Raw genomic sequence first — 19,510 nt, 5'->3', positions numbered from 1 at the left:
TTGGCCCGCCAATCTGAACCGGGGCGTTGCTGCCGCGTTCTCCCGCGCAAGGGGCAGTCTTTGGATGGTATTCCCACATGGCACAAAGCGGCGAGATTTGGTGGCGCGACGGCATCTTCTATCAGATCTATCCGCGCTCGTTTCAGGACTCTAACGGTGATGGCGTCGGCGATCTCGCCGGCATCCTGCGGCGCCTGCCCTATGTCAAATCGCTCGGCGTCGATGCGATCTGGTTGTCGCCGATCTTCCCTTCGCCGATGGCCGATTTCGGCTACGACATCTCCGATTATACCGGCATCGATCCCTTGTTCGGCACCATGGCGGATTTCGATGCGCTGCTCGCCGCCGCGCACGACAACGGACTGAAGCTGATCCTCGATCTCGTCCCGAACCACACCTCCGACCAGCATCCCTGGTTCATCGAGAGCCGCTCTTCGCGCGACAATCCCAAGCGCGACTGGTACATCTGGCGCGATCCGGCACCCGATGGCGGCGTCCCGAACAACTGGCTGTCCGAATTCGGCGGCAGCGCGTGGCGTCTCGATGAGGCCACCGGCCAATATTACTATCACGCTTTCCTCGCCCAGCAGCCGGACCTCAACTGGCGCAACCCTGACGTCCGCGCGGCGATGTACGACGTGATGCGGTTCTGGCTCGAGAAAGGCGTCGACGGCTTTCGCGTCGACGTGATCTGGCACCTGATCAAGGATGCCGAGTTTCGCGACAACCCGCCGAACCCGCACTATGTCGAGGGCCGGCCGCCGAACGAAAAAATCCTGACGCAATATTCCACCGACCAGCCGGAAGTGCATGACGTGATCGCGCAGATGCGGCGCGTCACCGATGCCTATTCGGCGCGCGTCTTGATCGGCGAAATCTATCTGCCGCTGCACCGCCTGATGGCCTATTACGGCAACGACCTCACCGGCGCGCAGATGCCGTTCAATTTCGCGCTGCTCTCGACCTTCTGGAGCGCGCGCTCGATCGAGAAGATCATCGAGGATTACGAGAAGGCGCTGCCCACAGGCGCCTGGCCGAACTGGGTGCTCGGCAATCATGATCGCCCGCGTGTCGCCAGCCGCGTCGGGCCGGAGCAGGCCCGCATCGCCGCCATGCTGCTGCTGACCCTGCGCGGCACGCCGACGCTGTATTACGGCGACGAGATCGGCATGCACCAGCTCGCGATCGCGCCGGAGGACGTGCGCGATCCCTTCGAGAAGAACGTGCCCGGCATCGGCGTCGGGCGCGACGGCTGCCGCACGCCGATGCAGTGGGATTCATCAAACTTCTCCGGCTTCTCGGACGTGAGGCCATGGCTGCCGCTGCCGGAGGATCACGTCCATGAGAACGTCGTCAATCTCGACGCAGATTCGCGCTCGATCCTGAGCCTGTACAAGCGCCTGATCGCATTGCGGAAGAATTCACCGGCCCTCGTCGCCGGCGACTACCACCCGATCGCCGCACAAGGCGACCTCCTGGTCTATCGCCGCGAGGCCCAGGGCAGGGCCCTCATCATCGTGCTCAATCTCGGGCCTGAACCGATTGCGGTAACGACGAGCGCGATCAAGTTCGGCAGCGAGATATTGCTATCGACGTTCCTGGATCGCGAGGGTGAGCGGCTGGAAGGCGTGCTGGATTTGCGCGGGAATGAGGGGGTCATCGTCGCGCCGTCTAGCTAGCTGCTGCTTCCTCTAGAATAGGGGGAGGAGATGACCGACGCTCTCTCCCCGTCATTGCGAGGAGCTCTTGCGACGAAGCAATCCAGAGTCCCTCCGCGGTGGCGGTCTGGATTGCTTCGCGGAGCCTGTCATCGGGCCGCGCTTCGCGCGGACCCGGTGGCTCGCAATGACGATCTTTGAAACCGGTGGCGTCCCCACATCACGCCGGATGCTTCTTCCCCTTCGCGTTCCTCTCATCCACCTCACTCCGCTTCAGCAGATAATCCAGCCCGCCGACCCGGTACCAGCGATAGCCATAGGGCTCCAGCACGACGCGGTGCTGGCCGCGCTTGTCGGCGTGGCTGTGGTCCTCCGCGAGCAGGTTGATCAGGTGCGCGCCGGCATCGTCAGGCAGTCCGGCCGAGAACGCGATTTCGCGCGGCATCTCGTCGAGATTGTGCACGAACAGCACGGAATTGTTGCGCCAGTCGTAGCGGATGATGAACACGGCGGGATCGCGGGTCGGGATGATCGCAAAGTCGCCCCAGCCGATCTCAGGCACCTCCTTGCGCATGCGGACGATCCGCTCGGTCCAGTTCAGCATCGAGTTTGGATCGCGCCGCTGCTTGGCGACGTTGACGTGCTCGTAGCCATACGGCCCCTTGTCGATCACGGGAGTCGCCGGCCTGTCACTTTTGGTGAAGCCGCCCTGCGGCTCGGTCGACCATTGCATCGGGGTGCGTGCGCAATTGCGTTCGGGCAGCGAGAGATCGTCGCCCATCGCGATCTCGTCGCCGTAACGGATCACGGGCGTTCCCGGCAGCGTGCACATCAGGCTGTAGGCAAGCTCGAGCCGCCGGCGGTCGCCGCCGAGCATCGGTGCAAGCCGCCGTCTGATCCCGCGGTCGTAGAGCTGCATGTCCTTGTCGGGGCCGAACGCCTTGAACACCGCCTCGCGCTGCGCCTTGGTCAGCCGTCCGAGGTCCAGCTCGTCATGATTGCGCAGGAACAGGCCCCATTGCGCCGAGGCCGGTCGCGGCTTGGTCGCTTTCAGCGCCTTCGCCAGCGGACGCGAATCGCCGGACGCCAGCGCGTAGAACAGGTGCTGGTTGACGTGGAAGTTGAACATCATGTGCATGCGGTCGGCGGCCTTGCCGAAATAATCCATGTCGGAACCAGGCAGCACATTGGCCTCGGCGAGGATGATGGCGTCGCCCTCGCGCCATTGCAGGAATTCGCGGAAGGTGCGCAGCATGTCGTATTGCTCGACCGGCTTGCTCACCTTCGCGCCCTTGGTCGCGATCACGAAGGGCACGGCGTCCATGCGAAAGCCGGAGACGCCGAGCTGGATCCAGAAGCCCATGATCTTCAGGATCTCCGCCTGCACGCGTGGGTTCGACGTGTTGAGATCGGGCTGGAAATCGTAGAAGCGGTGGAAATAATACGCGCCGGCTTCCTTGTCGCGCGTCCAGGTCGATTTCTGCACGCCGGGAAACACCATGCCCTTGTTGGCATTGGCAGGCTTCTTGTCCGACCAGACATACCAGTCGCGGTAGGGTGAGTTCTTGTCGCGCCGCGCCTCCTTGAACCAATGATGCTGGTCCGAGGTGTGGTTGACGACGAGGTCGATGATGATGCGGATGCCGCGCTGGTTGCAGCCATGGGCGAACTCGACGAAATCGCCGAGCGTGCCGTAGCGGGGATCGACGCTGTAGTAATCGGCGATGTCGTAGCCGTCGTCGCGGCCCGGCGAGGTCTGGAACGGCATCAGCCAGATCGTGGTGATGCCGAGGCCGTGCAGATAATCGAGCCGGCGTAACAGCCCCTTGAAATCGCCGATGCCGTCGCCATCGGCATCCATATAGGTGCCGACGGAGAGGCAATAGATGATGGCGTTCTTGTACCAGAGATCGTCGATCATGCGCGCGCAGCCTCGGTGGTCCCGCCGAGGGGTGCGGCGGCTGCGTGATAAGTACGTGAGGGAGGGGAGGTTCCGCCTCTTGTCGTCCCGGCCCCCCGCGCGCAATTGTGCGCCAGGCCGGGACGACACTGAGGACGGAATCGGCTACTCTCCCTGCCATGGACCGCCCCGCCCGCAACATCGCTCTCGTTCCGCCCCCCGACCGCCGGCAGTCCGAAACCGCGCTCGCGATCGCGCGCGGCACGGCGCGGCTGCTGCGCTCGCTCGGCTTTTCCTGCATCAGCGAGCTGCCGCTGCCGTCGGGCCGGCGCGCCGATCTGGTGGCGCTGAACGAGCGCGGCGAGATCTGGATTGTCGAGATCAAGTCGTCGGTCGAGGATCTGCGCGCCGATCAGAAATGGCACGAATACCGCGCCCATTGCGACCGGCTGTTATTCGCCTTCACGCAGGACCTGCCCTGCGAGATCTTTCCTGAAGATACCGGCCTGATCATCGCCGATGCCTATGGCGCGCACATGCATTGCGAAGCGCCCGAGCACAGAATCGCCGCCGCAACGCGCAAGCAGATGACGGTGCGCTTCGGCATGGCGGCAGCGTTGCGCATCAACCGCCTGGTCGATCCGCAAGGGCATGTGGATTTTTGGGAGTAGGCACTGCACCGTCGCCCGCCGTGGAAAGCCGGGCTTGCAGCGGCAAGACGGGTTACGGTGTGGCGTTGGTGTCCACCGTCATTGCGAGGAGCCCTTGCGACGAAGCAATCCAGACTGTCTCCGCAGAGGATTCTGGATTGCTTCGCTGCGCTCGCAATGACGATGTGGCGCGATCGAGCGAGAAAATACGGGGGCGTAGGGTGCGCAAAGCGATAGCGTGCCCACCAAATCTATCGATGAAACTCAGAGACAATTCGTGGGCACGGCGCTAACGCGCCTTTGCCCACCCTACGGCACCGTTACCGCGGCGCGCGCTTGGCCAAAATGCGCTGCAACGTCCGCCGGTGCATGTTGAGCCGCCGCGCCGTTTCCGAGACGTTGCGGTTGCACATCTCGTAGATGCGCTGGATGTGCTCCCAGCGCACGCGGTCGGCCGACATCGGGTTCGCGGGCGGCTCGGACTTTTCAGCGCTGGTCGAGAGCAGCGCGGCGACGACGTCGTCGGCGTCCGCAGGCTTCGACAGATAATCGATCGCGCCCATCTTCACCGCGGTGACGGCGGTGGCGATGTTGCCGTAGCCGGTCAGCACGATGGCGCGGGCTTCGGGACGCTTCTTCTTCAGCGCGGAGACGACGTCGAGACCGTTGCCGTCGCCGAGCCTGAGATCGACCACGGCGAAGGCCGGCGCGGACTTGCCGATTTGCGCAAGACCATCCGAGACCGTGTCACATGACGTCACCGCAAAGCCGCGTGTCTCCATGGCGCGCGACAGGCGCTCCAGGAACGGCTTGTCGTCCTCCACGATGAGAAGCGAGCGGTCGGTCTGTTCATTCAGTTCGGCGATGGCGTTCAAGGTTTTGTCCTCTCTCCTGCACATCTACATATGGCGTCGCAATCAGGCGGTGTGAAGGCCGCCAATGGTCGATCGGGCCTCATGTGCGACGCAAGGTCGCGGCCTATCCTATTGTTTCCTCTAGGCTCTCGATAGCCTCAAAACGCTGGCGCGGCCACGCAATCTGGACCACCGCGCCGTGTTCCGGAAAGGTCCTGTTGGTAAACGAGACCTTGGCGCCGGTGCGTTCAAGCAACGTGCGGGCGATGAACACGCCAAGTCCGAGGCCGCCGCCGGAATCCTGGGCGCGCCGCCGCGACAGATAGGGTTCGCCGATGCGGTTCATGAGATCGGGCGGAATGCCCGGGCCGTCGTCGGAGATCACGATCTCGATCGTGTCGTTGTTCCACCACGCGTTCACTTCCACCGTCGAGTTGGCGAAGTCGACGGCGTTCTCGATGATGTTGCCGACGCCGTAAAGCACCGCTGGATTGCGTGATCCGACCGGCTCGGCTGTTGCGGTCACGGCAATCCGCACCTTGATGGCGACGCCGAAATCGCGATGCGGCGCCACCACCTCCTCGATCAGCTCGGACAGCTTCATGCGGTCGAACGGCGCGCCGGTGGAGGAGAGCTGGGTGATCTTGCCCAGGATGTCGCGGCAACGCTGCGTCTGTTCGCGCAGGGTCTTCAGGTCGGCGGCGAACGCCGGGTCTTTCACCGTCTTCTCCAGCTCGCGCGAGATCAGGAAGATGGTCGCGAGCGGCGTGCCGAGCTCGTGCGCGGCCGCCGCGGCCAATCCGTCGAGCTGGGTCAGATGCTGCTCGCGCGTCAGCACCAGCTCGGTCGCGGCGAGCGCGTCCGCCAGCTTGCGCGCCTCCTCGGTCACCTGAAACGAGTAGAGGCTGGTGACGCCGATCGCGAGCACGATCGAAAGCCAGACGCCGACAAGATAGATCGGCGGCAGCACCACGGGATCTTCGGAGTCCCATGGCAGCGGGAAATGAAAGAAGAACAGGATCGAGGCGCAGGCGACGGCCAGGATGCCGAGGCCAAAGGTCAGCCGTGCCGGCAAGGCGGTGGCCGAAATCAGGACGGGCGCGAGGAACAGAAACGAGAACGGGTTCTGCAATCCGCCGGTGAAGAACAACAGCCCGGCCAGTTCCACGATGTTGAGGGCCAGCAGTCCGGCCGCCTGGATCGGCTCCAGCCGCCGCATCGGATTGACGGCGGTCTGGAGCGCCAGATTGAGCGTGGCCGACAGGCCGATGATGCCGACGCAGGGAACGATCGGGACATCGAACTCGAGTCCCTGCGCCACGATGAAGATCGCAGCCAACTGGCCCAGCACCGCAAGCCAGCGCAGCCGCAGGATGGTGTCCAGGCGGATGTGTCGTTGCGACGGGCGGAAGTCGGAAGCGGCGGTCTCGGTCATGACAGGCCAATCTAATGGTGCGCGTGTCCGATCACAAACACGCTGGCCCACGATTCCAACGAGTTAGAAGTCGATCTCGTTACAAGCCTTGCGCTCCACCGCGCAATGGCGGAAGAACGCCTCCAGCATGACCGGGAATGACAACGCTTCAAGCTGGCCGACTGTCGCGGAGGGCATTTCGTCCGCGGCCATTGAGGTCGATCGTCTCGTCAAGGTCTACAAGCAGACCCGCGCGGTCGACGGCATCTCCTTTTCGCTTCGCCGCGGCAGCATCACCGGGCTGCTCGGCGGCAACGGCGCGGGCAAGACCACCACCATCGCGATGATCATGGGGCTGGTGCTGCCGACCTCCGGCCGGGTCCGTGTGCTCGGCCATCGGATGCCGGAGGAGAGCGCCGAGGTGCTGGGGCGGATGAATTTCGAAAGCCCCTATGTCGACATGCCGATGCGGCTGACGGTGCGGCAGAACCTCACCATCTTCGGCAAGCTCTATGCCGTCAGGCACCTTGCCGACCGCATCGCAAAACTGGCCGACGACCTCGATCTCACCGATTTCATCGACCGCGCCAATGGCAAGCTCTCGGCCGGGCAGAAGACCCGTGTTGCGCTGGCGAAGGCGCTGATCAACCAGCCCGAGCTGCTCTTGCTGGACGAGCCGACCGCCTCGCTCGACCCTGATACGGCCGATTGGGTGCGCAGCCATCTGGAGCGCTATCGCAAGGACAACAACGCCACTATCCTGCTGGCGTCGCACAACATGCTCGAGGTCGAGCGTCTCTGCGACCGCGTCATCATCATGAAGCGGGGTCGCATCGAGGATGACGACACCCCCGATGCCATCATGGCCCGCTACAACCGCACCACACTGGAAGAGGTGTTTCTGGACGTCGCGCGCGGACGGGCGAACGGCGCGAAGGAGGGGGTGAGGTGAGGCGACCTAGTTCCATCCGCGTCCGCCAGCGTCATCCTGAGGTGCAAACCTTGCATCGCAAGGTTTGCCTCGAAGGATGGGCAGCGCACGCTTGCGGCCCATCCTTCGAGGCGCGCGAAGGGCGGGCACCTCAGGATGACGTCTGCGGGCGCGGCTGGCACTGCACCCCGGATTACGCTTCGCTTCATCCGGGCTACGGGGGCGTGCCATGACCGAGCTTTCCCTCCACCGCGGCATCTCCCTCCAGCGCATCGGCGCGATGATCCTGCGCTATTGGTATCTGCTGCTGTCGTCCTGGCCGCGGCTGCTCGAGCTGTTGTACTGGCCGGCGCTGCAGATCATCACCTGGGGCTTTCTTCAGCTCTACATCGCCCAGAACGCCAATTTCTTTGCGCGCGCCGGCGGCACGCTGATCGGCGCCGTCATCCTCTGGGACATCCTGTTCCGCGGCCAGCTCGGCTTTTCCATCTCCTTCCTCGAGGAGATGTGGGCCCGCAACCTCGGCAACCTCATGATGAGCCCGTTGCGGCCGATCGAGTTCCTGCTCTCGCTGATGGCGATGAGCCTGATCCGGCTCGCGATCGGCGTCATCCCGATGACGCTGCTCGCGATCGCGTTCTTTCATTTCAACGTCTACAGCCTCGGCCTGCCGCTGATCGCCTTCTTCTGCAATCTGATCTTCACCAGCTGGTCGGTCGGCATCTTCGTCTCCGGTCTGGTGTTGCGGAACGGCCTTGGCGCCGAGAGCATCGTCTGGACCTTGATGTTTGGAATCATGCCGCTCGCCTGCATCTATTATCCCGTCAGCGTGCTGCCGGGTTGGCTGCAAACCATCGCCTGGTCGCTGCCACCGACTTACGTGTTCGAGGGGATGCGCGCGCTGCTGATCGAGAACAGCTTCCGGACCGATTTGATGCTGGACGCGTTAGCCATCAATGCGGTGCTTCTGGTGGCTTCATTTGGGGCATTCCTTGCCCTTTTGCGCAGCGCCCGAAAGCATGGCTCGCTGCTCTCGAGCGGCGAATAACGTAACTTTCTCGTGGATTCAGGCTGATTTGGCTGTTCAGGCCACGTAGATGTACGGAACCATGGATTGACGCAATATTGCGCATTCGGCAGTATGCTGCGATGCGAAGAGGATTATAATATGCCTATTGGTGAGTTTGGCGGCGCGCCGCCCCTGGCGGCAGAAGGCAGCCCGGTCCTGACCACGCCGATGTACTGGATGTACGAGATGGCCCATGCCTCTCTCAATCCGGCGCGTGCGGTCACGGACGCAACCAAGCTGCTGTTTCAAAATCCGCTGAATCCCTGGGCGCGCACCGAAGTCGGCAAGTCGGTCGCCGCGGCCTGCGAATTGTTCGAGCGCACCACGCGCCGCTACGGCAAGCCGGAATGGGGCCTCAACGACACCGAGGTCAACGGCATCCGCGTCCCCGTCGAGGTCCGCTCGGTCTGGGAAAAGCCGTTCTGCAACCTGCTTTACTTCGATCGCAAATTCGCCCGCCCGTTGCGCAGCCCGCAGCCGCGCGTGCTGATCGTGGCGCCGATGTCCGGTCACTATGCAACGCTGCTGCGCGGCACGGTCGAGGCCTTCCTGCCGGCGCACGAGGTCTATATCACCGATTGGGCCGATGCGCGCATGGTGCCGCTCAGCGAAGGCCGCTTCGATCTCGACGATTACATCGACTACGTCATCGAGATGCTGCATGTGCTGGGTGGCAACACCCATGTCATGGCGGTGTGCCAGCCGTCCGTGCCCGTCGTGGCCGCGGTCTCGATCATGGAAGCGCGGCGCGATCCCTTCGTGCCGACGTCGATGACGCTGATGGGCGGTCCGATCGATACGCGCCGCAATCCGACCGCCGTGAACAATCTCGCGCAGGAGCGCGGCATTGGCTGGTTCCGCAACCACGTCATCACCAAGGTGCCGTTCCCGCATCCGGGCATGATGCGCGACGTCTATCCGGGCTTCCTCCAGCTCAACGGGTTCATCAGCATGAACCTCGACCGGCACATGGACGCCCATAAGCAGCTCTTCGCTCATCTGGTGAAGGGTGACGGCGACCTCGTCGACAAGCATCGTGAGTTCTATGACGAATATCTCGCGGTGATGGACCTCTCGGCCGAATATTACCTGCAAACGGTCGACACCGTCTTCGTGAAGCACTCGCTGCCGAAGGGCGAGATGACCCATCGTGGAACGCGCGTCGATCCCTCCAAGGTGACGCGCGTTGCGTTGATGACGGTCGAGGGCGAGAACGACGACATCTCGGGTCTCGGCCAGACCGAAGCGACACACGCCTTGTGCAGCTCGATCCCGGATCATCGCCGCGTTCATTACGTCCAGAAAGGCGTCGGACATTACGGCGTGTTCAACGGCTCGCGCTTCAAGTCGGAAATCATGCCGCGCATCCATGATTTCATGGTCTCGGCAGCAAATCCGAGCTCGTTGAAGGCGCTTGCGGCCGAATAATGCTCCTCATGGTGAGCGCGGAATGCGCGTCTCGAACCATGAAGGACCGCATCTCGCCTGCGGCCATCCTACGAGACGCCTGCTGCGAGGGCTCCTCAGGATGAGGACGAAATAGCCGCATTTCGGCTTTCCCGTCGAAATTTTGCGCCTGCCGGGGGCTCCGGGCAGGGGCAAGTTCCCGCCAGATTCGAGGTATTTAGGTAGTTTTCTAGGAGTGAGTCGGTCCTCACCCCTTGGGGGTGTCGCATGCGTCCAGCGGGGGCGAAAAAAGCGGGTTCCAACCCCAGTCTGTAGGGTCTCCCGGACGCCAGACCCCTGTATATTGGGCAAATGATTTGTTTTTGCGCCGAGCGCTTTCCCTGGCGGCGGTTATGGCAGAATCCGGGCGACCTCCTGCTCCCCGGACTGACAGACATGGCCACACGCGCACTCCTCTATCGGCGGCCCCACGAACCGAAGACCCTCGTCATCACCCATGGCTCGCAATTCTTTGCGATCCGGCTGCGCAGGCACCGCCGAGCGCGTCGTTACACGCTTCGAATCCATCCGAGTGATCGTGAAGCCATCCTCACGATGCCGCCGCGCGGCACGCTCGTCGAAGCCAAGGACTTCGCCCAACGTCATGGTGCGTGGATCGCGGCCCGTCTCGGTCGTCTGCCGAAGGCTGCACCGTTCCAGCCTGGCACGGTGATACCGCTCCGCGGCGTTCCTCATCGCATCGTGCATCGCGCAGGCAGCCGCGGCACGGTTTGGGCGGAAGTTCGCGACAGCGGTGAACGCATTCTCTGTGTCGCCGGCGGCCTCGACTATGTCGATCGCCGCGTCAGCGACTTCCTCAAGCGCGAGGCGCGCAAGGATCTGCAGCGTTCGGCGGAGATCCATGCCGCCGAGCTCGGCGTCAAGGTGAAGCGGCTGTCGATCCGCGATCAGTCCAGCCGCTGGGGCTCCTGCACCTCGGCCGGCTCGCTGTCATTCTCCTGGCGCCTGATCCTCGCTCCGCCCTATGTGCTGGACTACCTCGCCGCGCATGAAGTGGCCCATCTCGTCGAGATGAACCACTCGGCGAAGTTCTGGCGCGTCTGCGGCAAGATCTGCCCGTCCATGGAGCGCGCCAAGAAGTGGCTCGACACCTGCGGCAACGATCTGCACCGGTACGGGGTCGAGGATTAGGGCGCGCTCGTCGAACATGTGCACTCCGTGCGACTTTCCCGGTGCGCTAGACGATTGCGCGGTTCGTTGGATTCACCCCACCATATCAACGACCTCGCAACTCCCACGGCGCATCACGCTGCAACACCCCGCCTACTGTGCATGGGGTTGTTTTCGCGTTTTGTTTTGAGGCCTACCGGTTGCCGCCGAACAGCCGGTCCATCAGCCAGCCATCAAGCCCTGCAGCGGGCTCCGGCCGCACATTGGCGCGCGTCGGCGGCGGGGCGCGGTAGCCGCCATTGCTGGCTGGCGCCGATGAAGCTCCGGGCGCCGCCTGCGTCGGCGGCGATATCTGCGATGAGATCTGCACCAGGTTCGACGGCCCCCAATTGCTTTGCGGCAGGGCTGCGACCTGCACGCCTTCGTGCGCCGCGCGCATGAAGCGGGTCCACACTTCCACCGGCAGGCCGCCGCCAGTCGCCTTCTTGGTGGGCGAGTTGTCATCATTGCCGAGCCAGACGCCGGTGACGAGGTTCGACGTGTAGCCGATGAACCAGGCGTCGCGATAATCCTGGCTGGTGCCGGTCTTGCCGGCCGCCTGCCAGCCGGGGATCTCAGCCTTCTTCGCAGTGCCCGAGATCAGCGTCTCCCGCATCATACTGTTCATCATGCCGACGTAGCGCGGCTCGATCACCTGATTATGTTCGTCGGGCTGGCGCATGTAGAGCAGCTTGCCGTCGAGCGTCCTGATCCTCGTCACCACATGCGGCGTCGCCGCGAAGCCGCCATTGGCGAACGGCGCATAGGCGCCGACCAGCTCGACGACTGAAACCTCAGAGGTGCCGAGCGCGATCGAGGCGTTGGGCTCGAGTTTGGAGGCGATGCCGAGCCGGTGCGCGGTGCGCACCACGTTCTTCGGTCCGACCTCGAGGCCGAGGCGGATGGCGACGGTGTTGAGCGACATCGCCAGCGCCTGCGTCAGCGTCACCGGGCCGAAATATTCGTGGGTGTAGTTCTCAGGTCTCCAGCCCTTGACCTCGATCGGGGCGTCCTGGCGGATGGTGTCGGGTGTCAGCCCCTGCTCCATCGCCGTCAGATAGACGAACGGCTTGAAGGATGAGCCCGGCTGGCGTTTTGCGGTCACCGCGCGGTTGTACTGGCTCTCGGAATAGTTCCGCCCGCCGACCATGGCGCGCACCGCACCGTCAGGTGTCATCGCCACCAGCGCGCCCTGGCTGACATTGAACTTCACGCTCTTGGCCGCGAGCTCGTCAATGATGGCGGTTTCCGCGAAGGCCTGCAGTTTCGGATCGATCGTGGTCTCGACCTTGATGCTGTCGTCGATCTGGCCGACGAGATCGTCCAGCACCTCGCCGATCCAGTCGGCGACGTAGTTCACCGTGCCGGCGCCGACCGGCTTCACGACGTAGGAGGGGTGGCCGATCGAGGCCTGCGCCTGTGCGTCGGTGATGAACTTGGCATCCGCCATCGCCGCCAGCACGACCTGCGCGCGCTGCTCCGCGCCTTCCGGATTGCGGTTCGGCGCCAGGCGCGAGGGCGATTTGACGAGGCCGGCCAGCATCGCGGCTTCGGCGATCGTGACGTTCCTGGCCGGCTTGCCGAAATATTTCTGCGCGGCGGCTTCGACGCCATAGGCGCCGGAGCCGAAATAGACGCGGTTGAGATAGAGCTCCAAGATCTCGTTCTTGGAATGCTTGCGCTCCAGCCAGATCGCGAGCTCCGCCTCCTGCAGCTTGCGCGCCATGGTGCGCTCCTGGGTCAGGAACAGATTCTTCGCCAGCTGCTGCGTCAGCGTCGAGCCGCCCTGCGACACGCCACGATGGAGCACATTGGTGACGAGGGCGCGCAGGATGCCGACCGGGTCGATGCCGAAATGCGAATAGAAGCGGCGGTCCTCGATGGCGATGAAGGCCTTCGGCAGATAGGGCGGCAGATCCTTCAGTGAGACGTTGGCGCCGGCCATCTCGCCGCGCTGCGCCAGCAGGCTGCCGTCGATGCCGACGATCTGGATGGTCGGCGGGCGTTTTGGAATTTCCAGCGACTGAATCGGCGGCAGATGGGCGCCGACCCAGATCACGACGCCGATGACGGCGATCACACCCCAGAGGCCCAGCACGGCGCCCCAATAGACGAGGCGGCCGAGGCCGGCGCTGATCGATGATCGCGACCGGCGCTTGGCACCACTGCTCTTTGCGGGTGCCTTGCGCTCGCGCGGCGGCTCGTCGCCGTCAGGTTCGGCCTTGCGCTTGCCGGCCGATTTCTTCGGCTTGTCGTCGCCGCCGGGAATGCGATCGGCCGCCGTCAGGCGCAGATCGGCAAGCGCCGCGGGCAAGCCGAACAACGGCTCCTTCCGCCCACCCTTTTTCTTTGCCGACCCCATACGCAAAACGCCCGGTCACCCCGCCCCGCCGCACGCTAGCGGTCGCTGTTTAAGGCCCGGTTACCCCGAGGTTAACGCGTGATTAGGAGGTGCGGCATTCGCCTGCCGCAGTTCCGCTTCGAGGGCGCGGGCGTTAGGATCGAAGGCACAAGAAGAGGAAACACCTATGGGCCACATCGATCCGACCAAGGAGATTTTTGCGCAATTCCGGGAGAACGACCGCCCCGGCCCGATCCACATGCTCAATCTGGTGCGCTTACGCAAAGAGGCGGCCTATCCCGACGGCCGCAAGGCGAGCGGCGCGGAAGCCTATGCGGCCTATGGCCGCGAGAGCGGTCCGGTGTTTACGCGCCTCGGCGGCCGCATCGTCTGGCAGGGCCGGTTCGAGCTGATGCTGATCGGCCCGCAAGAGGAGCGTTGGGACCACTGCTTCATCGCCGAATACCCCAGCGTCGCCGCCTTCGTCGAGATGATCCGCGACCCCGTCTATCGCGAAGCGGTGAAGCACCGCCAGGCTGCAGTGGAGGATTCGCGTTTGATCCGGCACGCGGTGCTGCCGGTGGGGAAGAATTTTGGCGAGATACCGGAATAGACGCTCCAAAAAATCGGCGGCCCGCAGGCCGCCGATTGCAGTTCAGAGCGGTTCGCCTAGCCCGAGGGCCCCGTGTCCTCGATGATCGGTCCGAACAGCTCCCAACGTTCGCCGTTGAACTTCATCATCTGCATCTGCTTGTTGACGCGATAGTCATTCGCACCAGTGGTAATCTTGATGCCGGGCAGCGCCAGGCTCGGCGTGTAGCCCTTGATGTTGGCGGCCTGTTTCATGACGTTCTCGCGCGTCAGGTCGTCGCCGCATTGCTTCAGCACCTGCACCAGCAACTCGGCGACCGAATAGGCATAGGTGTTGACGGTGTTGAGCTTGTCACCTTCCGGGAAATACTTGTCCATAAAGGCGAAGAAGGCCTTCACGCCCGGATCGTCTTTCCACTGGGGATCGCCCGGATCCTTGCCGTAGTTGGTCGAGATGATACCCTTGGAGATGTCGAGGCCGGCTGGCTTCAGCGTCGCCGACACCGGACTCGCGTTGATGTCGAGGATGTGCACGGGCGTCCAGCCGAGGTCGGCGAGCTTCTTGATCGCCTGCGCCGCGAACTTGGGCGTCGAGGCGTCATAGAACAGGTCGATGCCCATCGACTTCAGCTTGACTACCTGCGAGTCGACGGTCGGGTCGGTCACCTCGTACGAGACCTCGCCGACGATCATGCTGGCGGCCTTGTCGCCGAGGCCGCTCTTGAGGCCGGCGAGATAGTCGCGGCCCATATCGTCGTTCTGGTAGAGCACGCCGATCTTGGCATTGGGATGATTGGCGAGAATGTATTTTGCGTAGATCCGTCCCTCGGACACGTAGTTCGGATTGTAGGCAATGGTCCAGGGATAGTTCTGCGGATCGTTGAAGCGGGCGGCGCCGGTCGAGGCGAGCAGCTGAGGGATCTTCTTGCTGTTGAGATATTTCTGCACGGCGGCATTCGCGGCTGTACCGATCAGCTGGAAGGTGAACAGCACCTCGTCGCCCTCGACGAGCTTGCGCACCTGCTCCACGGTCTTCGGCGGCGAATAGGCGTCGTCATACTGGATCAGGTTGATCTTGCGGCCGTTGATGCCGCCCTGATCGTTGATCATCTTGAAGTAGGCGGCCTGGGTCTTGCCGATATTGGCGTAGACGGAATAGGCGCCGGAGAATGGCACGGTCTGGCCGATCTTGATCTCGGTGTCGCTTGCGCCGGTGTCGTATTTCTTCTGGGCGAGGGCCTGGCTGGTCGAGACTGCGACGGCAAACGCCGCCGTGGCCGTTATAAAGGCTCTGCGATTGTTCATGTTGGTTCGTTCCTCCTGACGGAATTTTCGGCCGATGGTCTTTCTCCGTCGATCGCAACGGTCGCCATCGCTGCCGAAGATAGTGGAGGAAGGTTCACCTCAGCGCAAGGATCGGTTCGCTGCGCCGTAGCCTCTCAGGCGAGGCCAGGAGCCTTACGTCTGGCGCGTCTTACGCCAGGAACAACGCCGCCAGCGCGATCGCGGCCGGCACCGCCTGCACGATCAGGATGCGCGTGCTGACGGTCGCCGCGCCATAAGCGCCGGCCACGATCACGCAGAGCAGGAAGAACACTTTGATCTGGAACGCGAAGACCGGGTTGCCATGCAGCAGCCCCCAGACCAGGCCAGCGACCAGGAAGCCGTTGTAGAGTCCCTGATTGGCCGCCAGCACTTTCGTGATCTCGGCTTTGTCAGGCGTATTGCGAAATGTCTTCAAGCCGAGCGGCTTGTCCCAGAGAAACATCTCCAGGATCAGGAAATAGGCGTGCAGCGCGGCGACGAGCGCCACCAGGACATTGGCGATCAGAATCAAGTTGAGCCCCCAAAAGCGTCAGCTTTCGGGTGGACGTTAGCACGGCCGGCATGGCAAGTGCGAAGTGTGTTTCGAAGTGATGGTGCCGCAATGCCTGCTCGATCAACCAGGACTCCCGAACGCTTCGGCCTCGATCGGCTGGCGACGCCGATCGGGATCGCACTGCTCGTCACGGACAGCGATGGCGCGTTGCGCGCGCTCGATTGGGACGATTACGAGCATCGCATGCGCGAGCTGCTGCGCTTGCATCACGGCGCGGTGGAGCTGGTCGATCGGCCTGCGCCGGCGGCAATGAAGACGGCGCTGTCAGCATATTTCGAAGGTGACCTCGGTCAGCTCATGCGGATCGATTGGCGCATCGCCGGCACGCCGTTCCAGCAAAAGGTCTGGACGGCGCTCGCGACGATTCCAGCGGGCACCACGATGAGCTACGGCGCCTTGGCGGCGAAGATCGAGATGCCCCGGGCCATCAGGGCCGTCGGCCACGCCAACGGCTCCAACCCGATCAGCGTGGTGCTGCCATGCCATCGCCTGATCGGCGCGGACGGTTCGCTGGTGAAATATGGCGGTGGGCTGGAGCGGAAGAGGTGGCTGCTGCGGCATGAGGGGGTGGAGGTTTAGGCCTCAGTCGTTCCGGGGCGCCCATAGGGCGAACCCGGAGCCTCGAGATTCCAGGTTCGATGCTGCGCATCGCCCCGGAATGACGGCAAGCCTCACGCCGCCGGCTGAGCCGCCTTGTCGCCGGCCATCACATGGGTCAATGCGCTCTTGATCGCAGCCTGGCGAGTCGGGGCGTTGATTTGCGCGCCCAGCAAATCGGTGACGTAGAACACGTCGCGGGCGCGCTCGCCGAAGGTCGCGACATGGGCCGAGGCGATGTTGAGGTTGAGCTTCGAGATCGCCGTGGTCAGCTCGTAGAGCAGGCCGGGGCGGTCGAGGCCGGAGACCTCGATCACCGTGTAGCGATCAGACCATTGGTTGTTGATGGTCACTTCAGGCTCGATCACGAAGGGCCGCGCCTTGCTGCGCACGGTGCGCCGCGCCACCACTTCGGGGAGGCGCAGCTTGCCTTCGAGCACGTCCTCGATCATCTCGCCGATCCGGGTGGCGCGCCGGCCTTCGTCCTCGTCGCGGTCGTATTCCCTGGAGATGGAGATCGTGTCCAAGGCGCGGCCATCGGTCGTGGTGTAGATCTGCGCGTCGACGATGTTGGCGCCGGCGGAGGCACAGGCGCCGGCGATGATCGAGAGCAGCCAGGGATGGTCGGCGGCGAAGATCGTGAGCTCGGTGACGCCGCGCACCTCGTCGAAGCCGACATTGATCGCGAGCTTGTGGCCGGCCTGCTCGCTCGATCGCACGAAGCGCGCGTGGCGAATTTTGCGCGGCAGCTCGACCTTGAGCCAATAGGCCGGATAGTGCCGGCCGATATAGGCGTCGAGCTCGTCGGCCGGCCATTCGGCGAAGGCGTGGCGGAATTCGGCATAGGCGGCCGTGAGGCGCTTGCCGCGGTCGACCTCCGAGAAGCCGCCGGTCAGCACCGGCTCGGTCTCGTAATACAGCGAGCGCAAGAGCTGCGCCTTCCAGCCGTTCCACACGCCGGGACCGACGCCGCGGATGTCGGCGGTGGTCAGGATGGTAAGCAGCTTCATCTGCTCGACCGACTGCACCACGGCGGCAAAATTCTCGATGGTCTTGCGGTCGGAGAGGTCGCGCGACTGCGCCACCGTGGACATCGTCAGATGTTCCTCGATCAGCCAGGCCACGAGCTCGGTGTCAGCAGCGCTGAAGCCGAGCCGCGGGCACAGCCGCCGCGCCACCTTGGCGCCTGCGATCGAATGATCTTCCAGCCGCCCCTTGGCGATGTCGTGCAGCAGGGTCGCGACGTAGATCACCGGCCGGTGCTCGGCCCGGATCTTGCGAAACAGGTCGCTGGCCAGCGTGAACTCTTCGCTGACGCCGCGTTCGATCTCCTGGAGGAAGCCGATGCAACGGATCAGGTGCTCGTCCACCGTGTAGTGATGATACATGTTGAACTGCATCATCGAGACGATCTTGCCGAAGGCACGGATGAAATGACCGAGCACGCCGGTTTCGTTCATCCGTCGCAGCACGATCTCGGCATTGTCGGAGGTCAGGATCTCCATGAACAGCCGGTTGGCTTCGGGATGCTCGCGCATCTGCGCGTTGATCAGGCCGAGCGAACGCGTCACGTCGCGCATCGCGTCCGGATGGAAGGCGAGGTTGTTCTTCTGCGCCAGGCGGAAAATGCGGATCAGATTGACCGGATCGTGCTTGAAGACGTCGGGCGCGGCGACGTTGATCCGGTTGTTGTCGACGATGAAGTCGTCGCTGTCGGGCACGCGCCGCTTCACTTGCGTGGGGCGCAAGCGTGCCATCATTCGGCTCAGCACCGGGGCGGGCTTGGCCTGCTGGTCCTCGAGCTTGGCGCAGAGGATGGCGGTGAGGTTGCCGACTTCCTTGGCGACCAGGAAGTAGTGCTTCATGAAGCGCTCGACATCCTGCATGCCGGGATGCGAGGTGTAGCCGAGCCTGATCGCGATCTCGCGCTGCAGATCGAACGACAGCCGCTCCTCGGGCCGCCCGCAGTAGAAATGCAGATTGCAGCGCACCGACCAGAGGAAGTCGGCGCAGCGGCGGAAGCTGCGATACTCCTGCGCGTCGAACACGCCGCGTTCGACCAACTCGTCGGTGTCGCGGACGCGATAGACGTATTTGGCGATCCAGAACAGCGTGTGCAGGTCGCGTAGCGCCCCCTTGCCGTCCTTGACGTTGGGCTCGACCAGATAGCGCGACTGGCCGCCGCGGCGGTGGCGTTCCTCGCGCTCGGCGAGCTTGGCGGTGACGAACTCGGACGCGGTGCCCTGCACCACTTCCTTGTCGAAGCGTTCGACCAGCTCGTTATAGAGCGGCTGGTCGCCGGTGAGAAAGCGCGTCTCCAGGATCGCGGTGCGGATGGTCATGTCGCCGCGCGCCTGGCGGATCGATTCATCGACTGAGCGCGTGGCGTGGCCGACCTTCAGACCCATGTCCCAGAGGCAATAGAGAATGGCCTCAGCCACCTGCTCGCCCCAGGCGGTCTGCTTGTAGGGCAGGATGAAGAGCAGATCGATGTCCGATTCCGGAGCCATCAGGCCGCGGCCGTAGCCGCCGGTCGCCACCACCGCCATGCGTTCGGCGCCGCTCGGGATCGGCGAGCGGTAGAGGTGACGCGTCGCGGCCGAGTAGAGGATGCGGATGATCTCGTCCTGCACGTGGCACAGCCGCTCGGCGCAGCGGCGGCCGTGGCGGTCCTTCAGCAGGATCGCTTGTGCTGCGGCGCGCGCGGCGATCAGTTCCGCCTTGAGCAATTGCGCGACCGCGGTGCGGAACGCGTCCTCGCGGCCCTGATGCCTTTCGGCAAGCGCATCGACCGCAGCGGTGATCCGCGCAGTGTCGAAACGGTCGTCCAGCTGTGGCTTATGCTCGGTCGCAACGCTATCCATGTCTCCACCGGATATAAGAGGCGGCAGGCGCTGTCATCAGCCATTCGCCAGCAATAGTCGTTCCATGCTGGAAATCGCTGACGTCGCGCAAAATTGTTCTCAAGTCCCCCGCCTTCAAGGGTGGGATTTTCTCGTTGACCTCTAAG

The 19,510-nt window shown here is 63.7% G+C and carries 15 protein-coding genes; 8 read left to right on the top strand and 7 right to left on the bottom strand.

Features of this window, described 5'->3' with window-relative positions; genetic code table 11:
• The first annotated feature begins 77 nt into the window (after nt 1-77).
• The gene (locus ACNJX9_RS38945) at nt 78-1,679 is read left to right on the top strand and encodes an alpha-amylase family glycosyl hydrolase (RefSeq protein ID WP_057750056.1); all 1,602 of its coding nucleotides are present in this window, start codon (nt 78-80) and stop codon (nt 1,677-1,679) included.
• A gap of 199 nt (nt 1,680-1,878) precedes the next feature.
• On the opposite strand, the gene ACNJX9_RS38940 is transcribed toward ACNJX9_RS38945, so the two are convergent.
• The gene (locus tag ACNJX9_RS38940; protein WP_439407346.1) at nt 1,879-3,579 is read right to left on the bottom strand and encodes an alpha-amylase family protein; all 1,701 of its coding nucleotides are present in this window, start codon (nt 3,577-3,579) and stop codon (nt 1,879-1,881) included.
• A gap of 158 nt (nt 3,580-3,737) precedes the next feature.
• On the opposite strand from ACNJX9_RS38940, the gene ACNJX9_RS38935 reads away from it, so the two are divergent.
• On the top strand, nt 3,738-4,229 hold the full coding sequence (locus ACNJX9_RS38935) for an MmcB family DNA repair protein (protein ID WP_439407345.1): 492 nt from the start codon (nt 3,738-3,740) through the stop codon (nt 4,227-4,229).
• 299 nt (nt 4,230-4,528) lie between these two features.
• Here ACNJX9_RS38935 and ACNJX9_RS38930 read toward each other — a convergent pair whose 3' ends face one another.
• Nucleotides 4,529-5,083 (bottom strand): ActR/PrrA/RegA family redox response regulator transcription factor, encoded by a 555-nt coding sequence (locus tag ACNJX9_RS38930; RefSeq protein WP_057750103.1) that lies wholly within the window; start codon nt 5,081-5,083, stop codon nt 4,529-4,531.
• Nucleotides 5,084-5,186: 103 nt separating this feature from the next.
• Complete coding sequence (locus ACNJX9_RS38925; RefSeq protein WP_271598317.1) at nt 5,187-6,497, bottom strand: ActS/PrrB/RegB family redox-sensitive histidine kinase; 1,311 nt, start codon at nt 6,495-6,497, stop codon at nt 5,187-5,189.
• Nucleotides 6,498-6,624: 127 nt separating this feature from the next.
• Between ACNJX9_RS38925 and ACNJX9_RS38920 the strand changes: the two genes are divergently transcribed.
• The 4 genes from ACNJX9_RS38920 to ACNJX9_RS38905 all read left to right on the top strand — a co-directional run bounded on the left by ACNJX9_RS38920 (nt 6,625) and on the right by ACNJX9_RS38905 (nt 11,074).
• Complete coding sequence (locus tag ACNJX9_RS38920; protein WP_439407344.1) at nt 6,625-7,428, top strand: ABC transporter ATP-binding protein; 804 nt, start codon at nt 6,625-6,627, stop codon at nt 7,426-7,428.
• A gap of 208 nt (nt 7,429-7,636) precedes the next feature.
• Nucleotides 7,637-8,455 (top strand): ABC transporter permease, encoded by an 819-nt coding sequence (locus ACNJX9_RS38915; RefSeq protein WP_057750045.1) that lies wholly within the window; start codon nt 7,637-7,639, stop codon nt 8,453-8,455.
• A gap of 120 nt (nt 8,456-8,575) precedes the next feature.
• Nucleotides 8,576-9,904 (top strand): polyhydroxyalkanoate depolymerase, encoded by a 1,329-nt coding sequence (locus ACNJX9_RS38910; protein WP_057750095.1) that lies wholly within the window; start codon nt 8,576-8,578, stop codon nt 9,902-9,904.
• A gap of 330 nt (nt 9,905-10,234) precedes the next feature.
• Nucleotides 10,235-11,074, top strand: coding sequence for a M48 family metallopeptidase (locus ACNJX9_RS38905; RefSeq protein WP_439407343.1), 840 nt, complete (start codon nt 10,235-10,237; stop codon nt 11,072-11,074).
• 172 nt (nt 11,075-11,246) lie between these two features.
• Here the strand turns inward: ACNJX9_RS38905 and ACNJX9_RS38900 are convergent, their stop codons facing one another.
• A complete protein-coding gene (locus tag ACNJX9_RS38900) occupies nt 11,247-13,454 on the bottom strand; it encodes a transglycosylase domain-containing protein (RefSeq protein ID WP_439407342.1) in 2,208 nt (735 codons plus the stop codon).
• 166 nt (nt 13,455-13,620) lie between these two features.
• Between ACNJX9_RS38900 and ACNJX9_RS38895 the strand changes: the two genes are divergently transcribed.
• Nucleotides 13,621-14,046 (top strand): DUF1330 domain-containing protein, encoded by a 426-nt coding sequence (locus ACNJX9_RS38895; protein ID WP_057750037.1) that lies wholly within the window; start codon nt 13,621-13,623, stop codon nt 14,044-14,046.
• 56 nt (nt 14,047-14,102) lie between these two features.
• Here ACNJX9_RS38895 and ACNJX9_RS38890 read toward each other — a convergent pair whose 3' ends face one another.
• The gene (locus tag ACNJX9_RS38890) at nt 14,103-15,329 is read right to left on the bottom strand and encodes an ABC transporter substrate-binding protein (RefSeq protein WP_057750035.1); all 1,227 of its coding nucleotides are present in this window, start codon (nt 15,327-15,329) and stop codon (nt 14,103-14,105) included.
• Between the two features lie 169 nt (nt 15,330-15,498).
• Nucleotides 15,499-15,855: a DUF1304 domain-containing protein gene (locus ACNJX9_RS38885; protein ID WP_439410211.1), complete on the bottom strand. Its 357-nt coding sequence runs from the start codon at nt 15,853-15,855 to the stop codon at nt 15,499-15,501.
• Between the two features lie 96 nt (nt 15,856-15,951).
• On the opposite strand from ACNJX9_RS38885, the gene ACNJX9_RS38880 reads away from it, so the two are divergent.
• Nucleotides 15,952-16,482 (top strand): methylated-DNA--[protein]-cysteine S-methyltransferase, encoded by a 531-nt coding sequence (locus ACNJX9_RS38880; RefSeq protein WP_439407341.1) that lies wholly within the window; start codon nt 15,952-15,954, stop codon nt 16,480-16,482.
• A 92-nt stretch (nt 16,483-16,574) separates the two neighbouring features.
• Here the strand turns inward: ACNJX9_RS38880 and ACNJX9_RS38875 are convergent, their stop codons facing one another.
• Nucleotides 16,575-19,364, bottom strand: a complete 2,790-nt coding sequence (locus tag ACNJX9_RS38875; RefSeq protein ID WP_439407340.1) for a [protein-PII] uridylyltransferase — start codon at nt 19,362-19,364, stop codon at nt 16,575-16,577.
• Between the last annotated feature and the right edge of the window lie 146 nt (nt 19,365-19,510).

Source organism: Bradyrhizobium sp. BLXBL-03 (assembly GCF_051853015.1).
Classification (GTDB): Bacteria; Pseudomonadota; Alphaproteobacteria; order Rhizobiales; family Xanthobacteraceae; genus Bradyrhizobium; species Bradyrhizobium manausense.
This window is presented reverse-complemented; position numbering and strand designations above follow the sequence as displayed.

Bases quoted from the DNA above. Each gene is read 5' to 3' on its own strand.
- ACNJX9_RS38945 (WP_057750056.1), top strand. From the start codon at position 78: ATGGCACAAAGCGGCGAGATTTGGTGGCGCGACGGCATCTTCTATCAG.
- ACNJX9_RS38940 (WP_439407346.1), bottom strand. From the start codon at position 3,579: ATGATCGACGATCTCTGGTACAAGAACGCCATCATCTATTGCCTCTCC.
- ACNJX9_RS38935 (WP_439407345.1), top strand. From the start codon at position 3,738: ATGGACCGCCCCGCCCGCAACATCGCTCTCGTTCCGCCCCCCGACCGC.
- ACNJX9_RS38925 (WP_271598317.1), bottom strand. From the start codon at position 6,497: ATGACCGAGACCGCCGCTTCCGACTTCCGCCCGTCGCAACGACACATC.
- ACNJX9_RS38920 (WP_439407344.1), top strand. From the start codon at position 6,625: ATGACCGGGAATGACAACGCTTCAAGCTGGCCGACTGTCGCGGAGGGC.
- ACNJX9_RS38915 (WP_057750045.1), top strand. From the start codon at position 7,637: ATGACCGAGCTTTCCCTCCACCGCGGCATCTCCCTCCAGCGCATCGGC.
- ACNJX9_RS38910 (WP_057750095.1), top strand. From the start codon at position 8,576: ATGCCTATTGGTGAGTTTGGCGGCGCGCCGCCCCTGGCGGCAGAAGGC.
- ACNJX9_RS38905 (WP_439407343.1), top strand. From the start codon at position 10,235: ATGATTTGTTTTTGCGCCGAGCGCTTTCCCTGGCGGCGGTTATGGCAG.
- ACNJX9_RS38900 (WP_439407342.1), bottom strand. From the start codon at position 13,454: ATGGGGTCGGCAAAGAAAAAGGGTGGGCGGAAGGAGCCGTTGTTCGGC.
- ACNJX9_RS38895 (WP_057750037.1), top strand. From the start codon at position 13,621: ATGGGCCACATCGATCCGACCAAGGAGATTTTTGCGCAATTCCGGGAG.
- ACNJX9_RS38890 (WP_057750035.1), bottom strand. From the start codon at position 15,329: ATGAACAATCGCAGAGCCTTTATAACGGCCACGGCGGCGTTTGCCGTC.
- ACNJX9_RS38880 (WP_439407341.1), top strand. From the start codon at position 15,952: ATGCCTGCTCGATCAACCAGGACTCCCGAACGCTTCGGCCTCGATCGG.
- ACNJX9_RS38875 (WP_439407340.1), bottom strand. From the start codon at position 19,364: ATGGATAGCGTTGCGACCGAGCATAAGCCACAGCTGGACGACCGTTTC.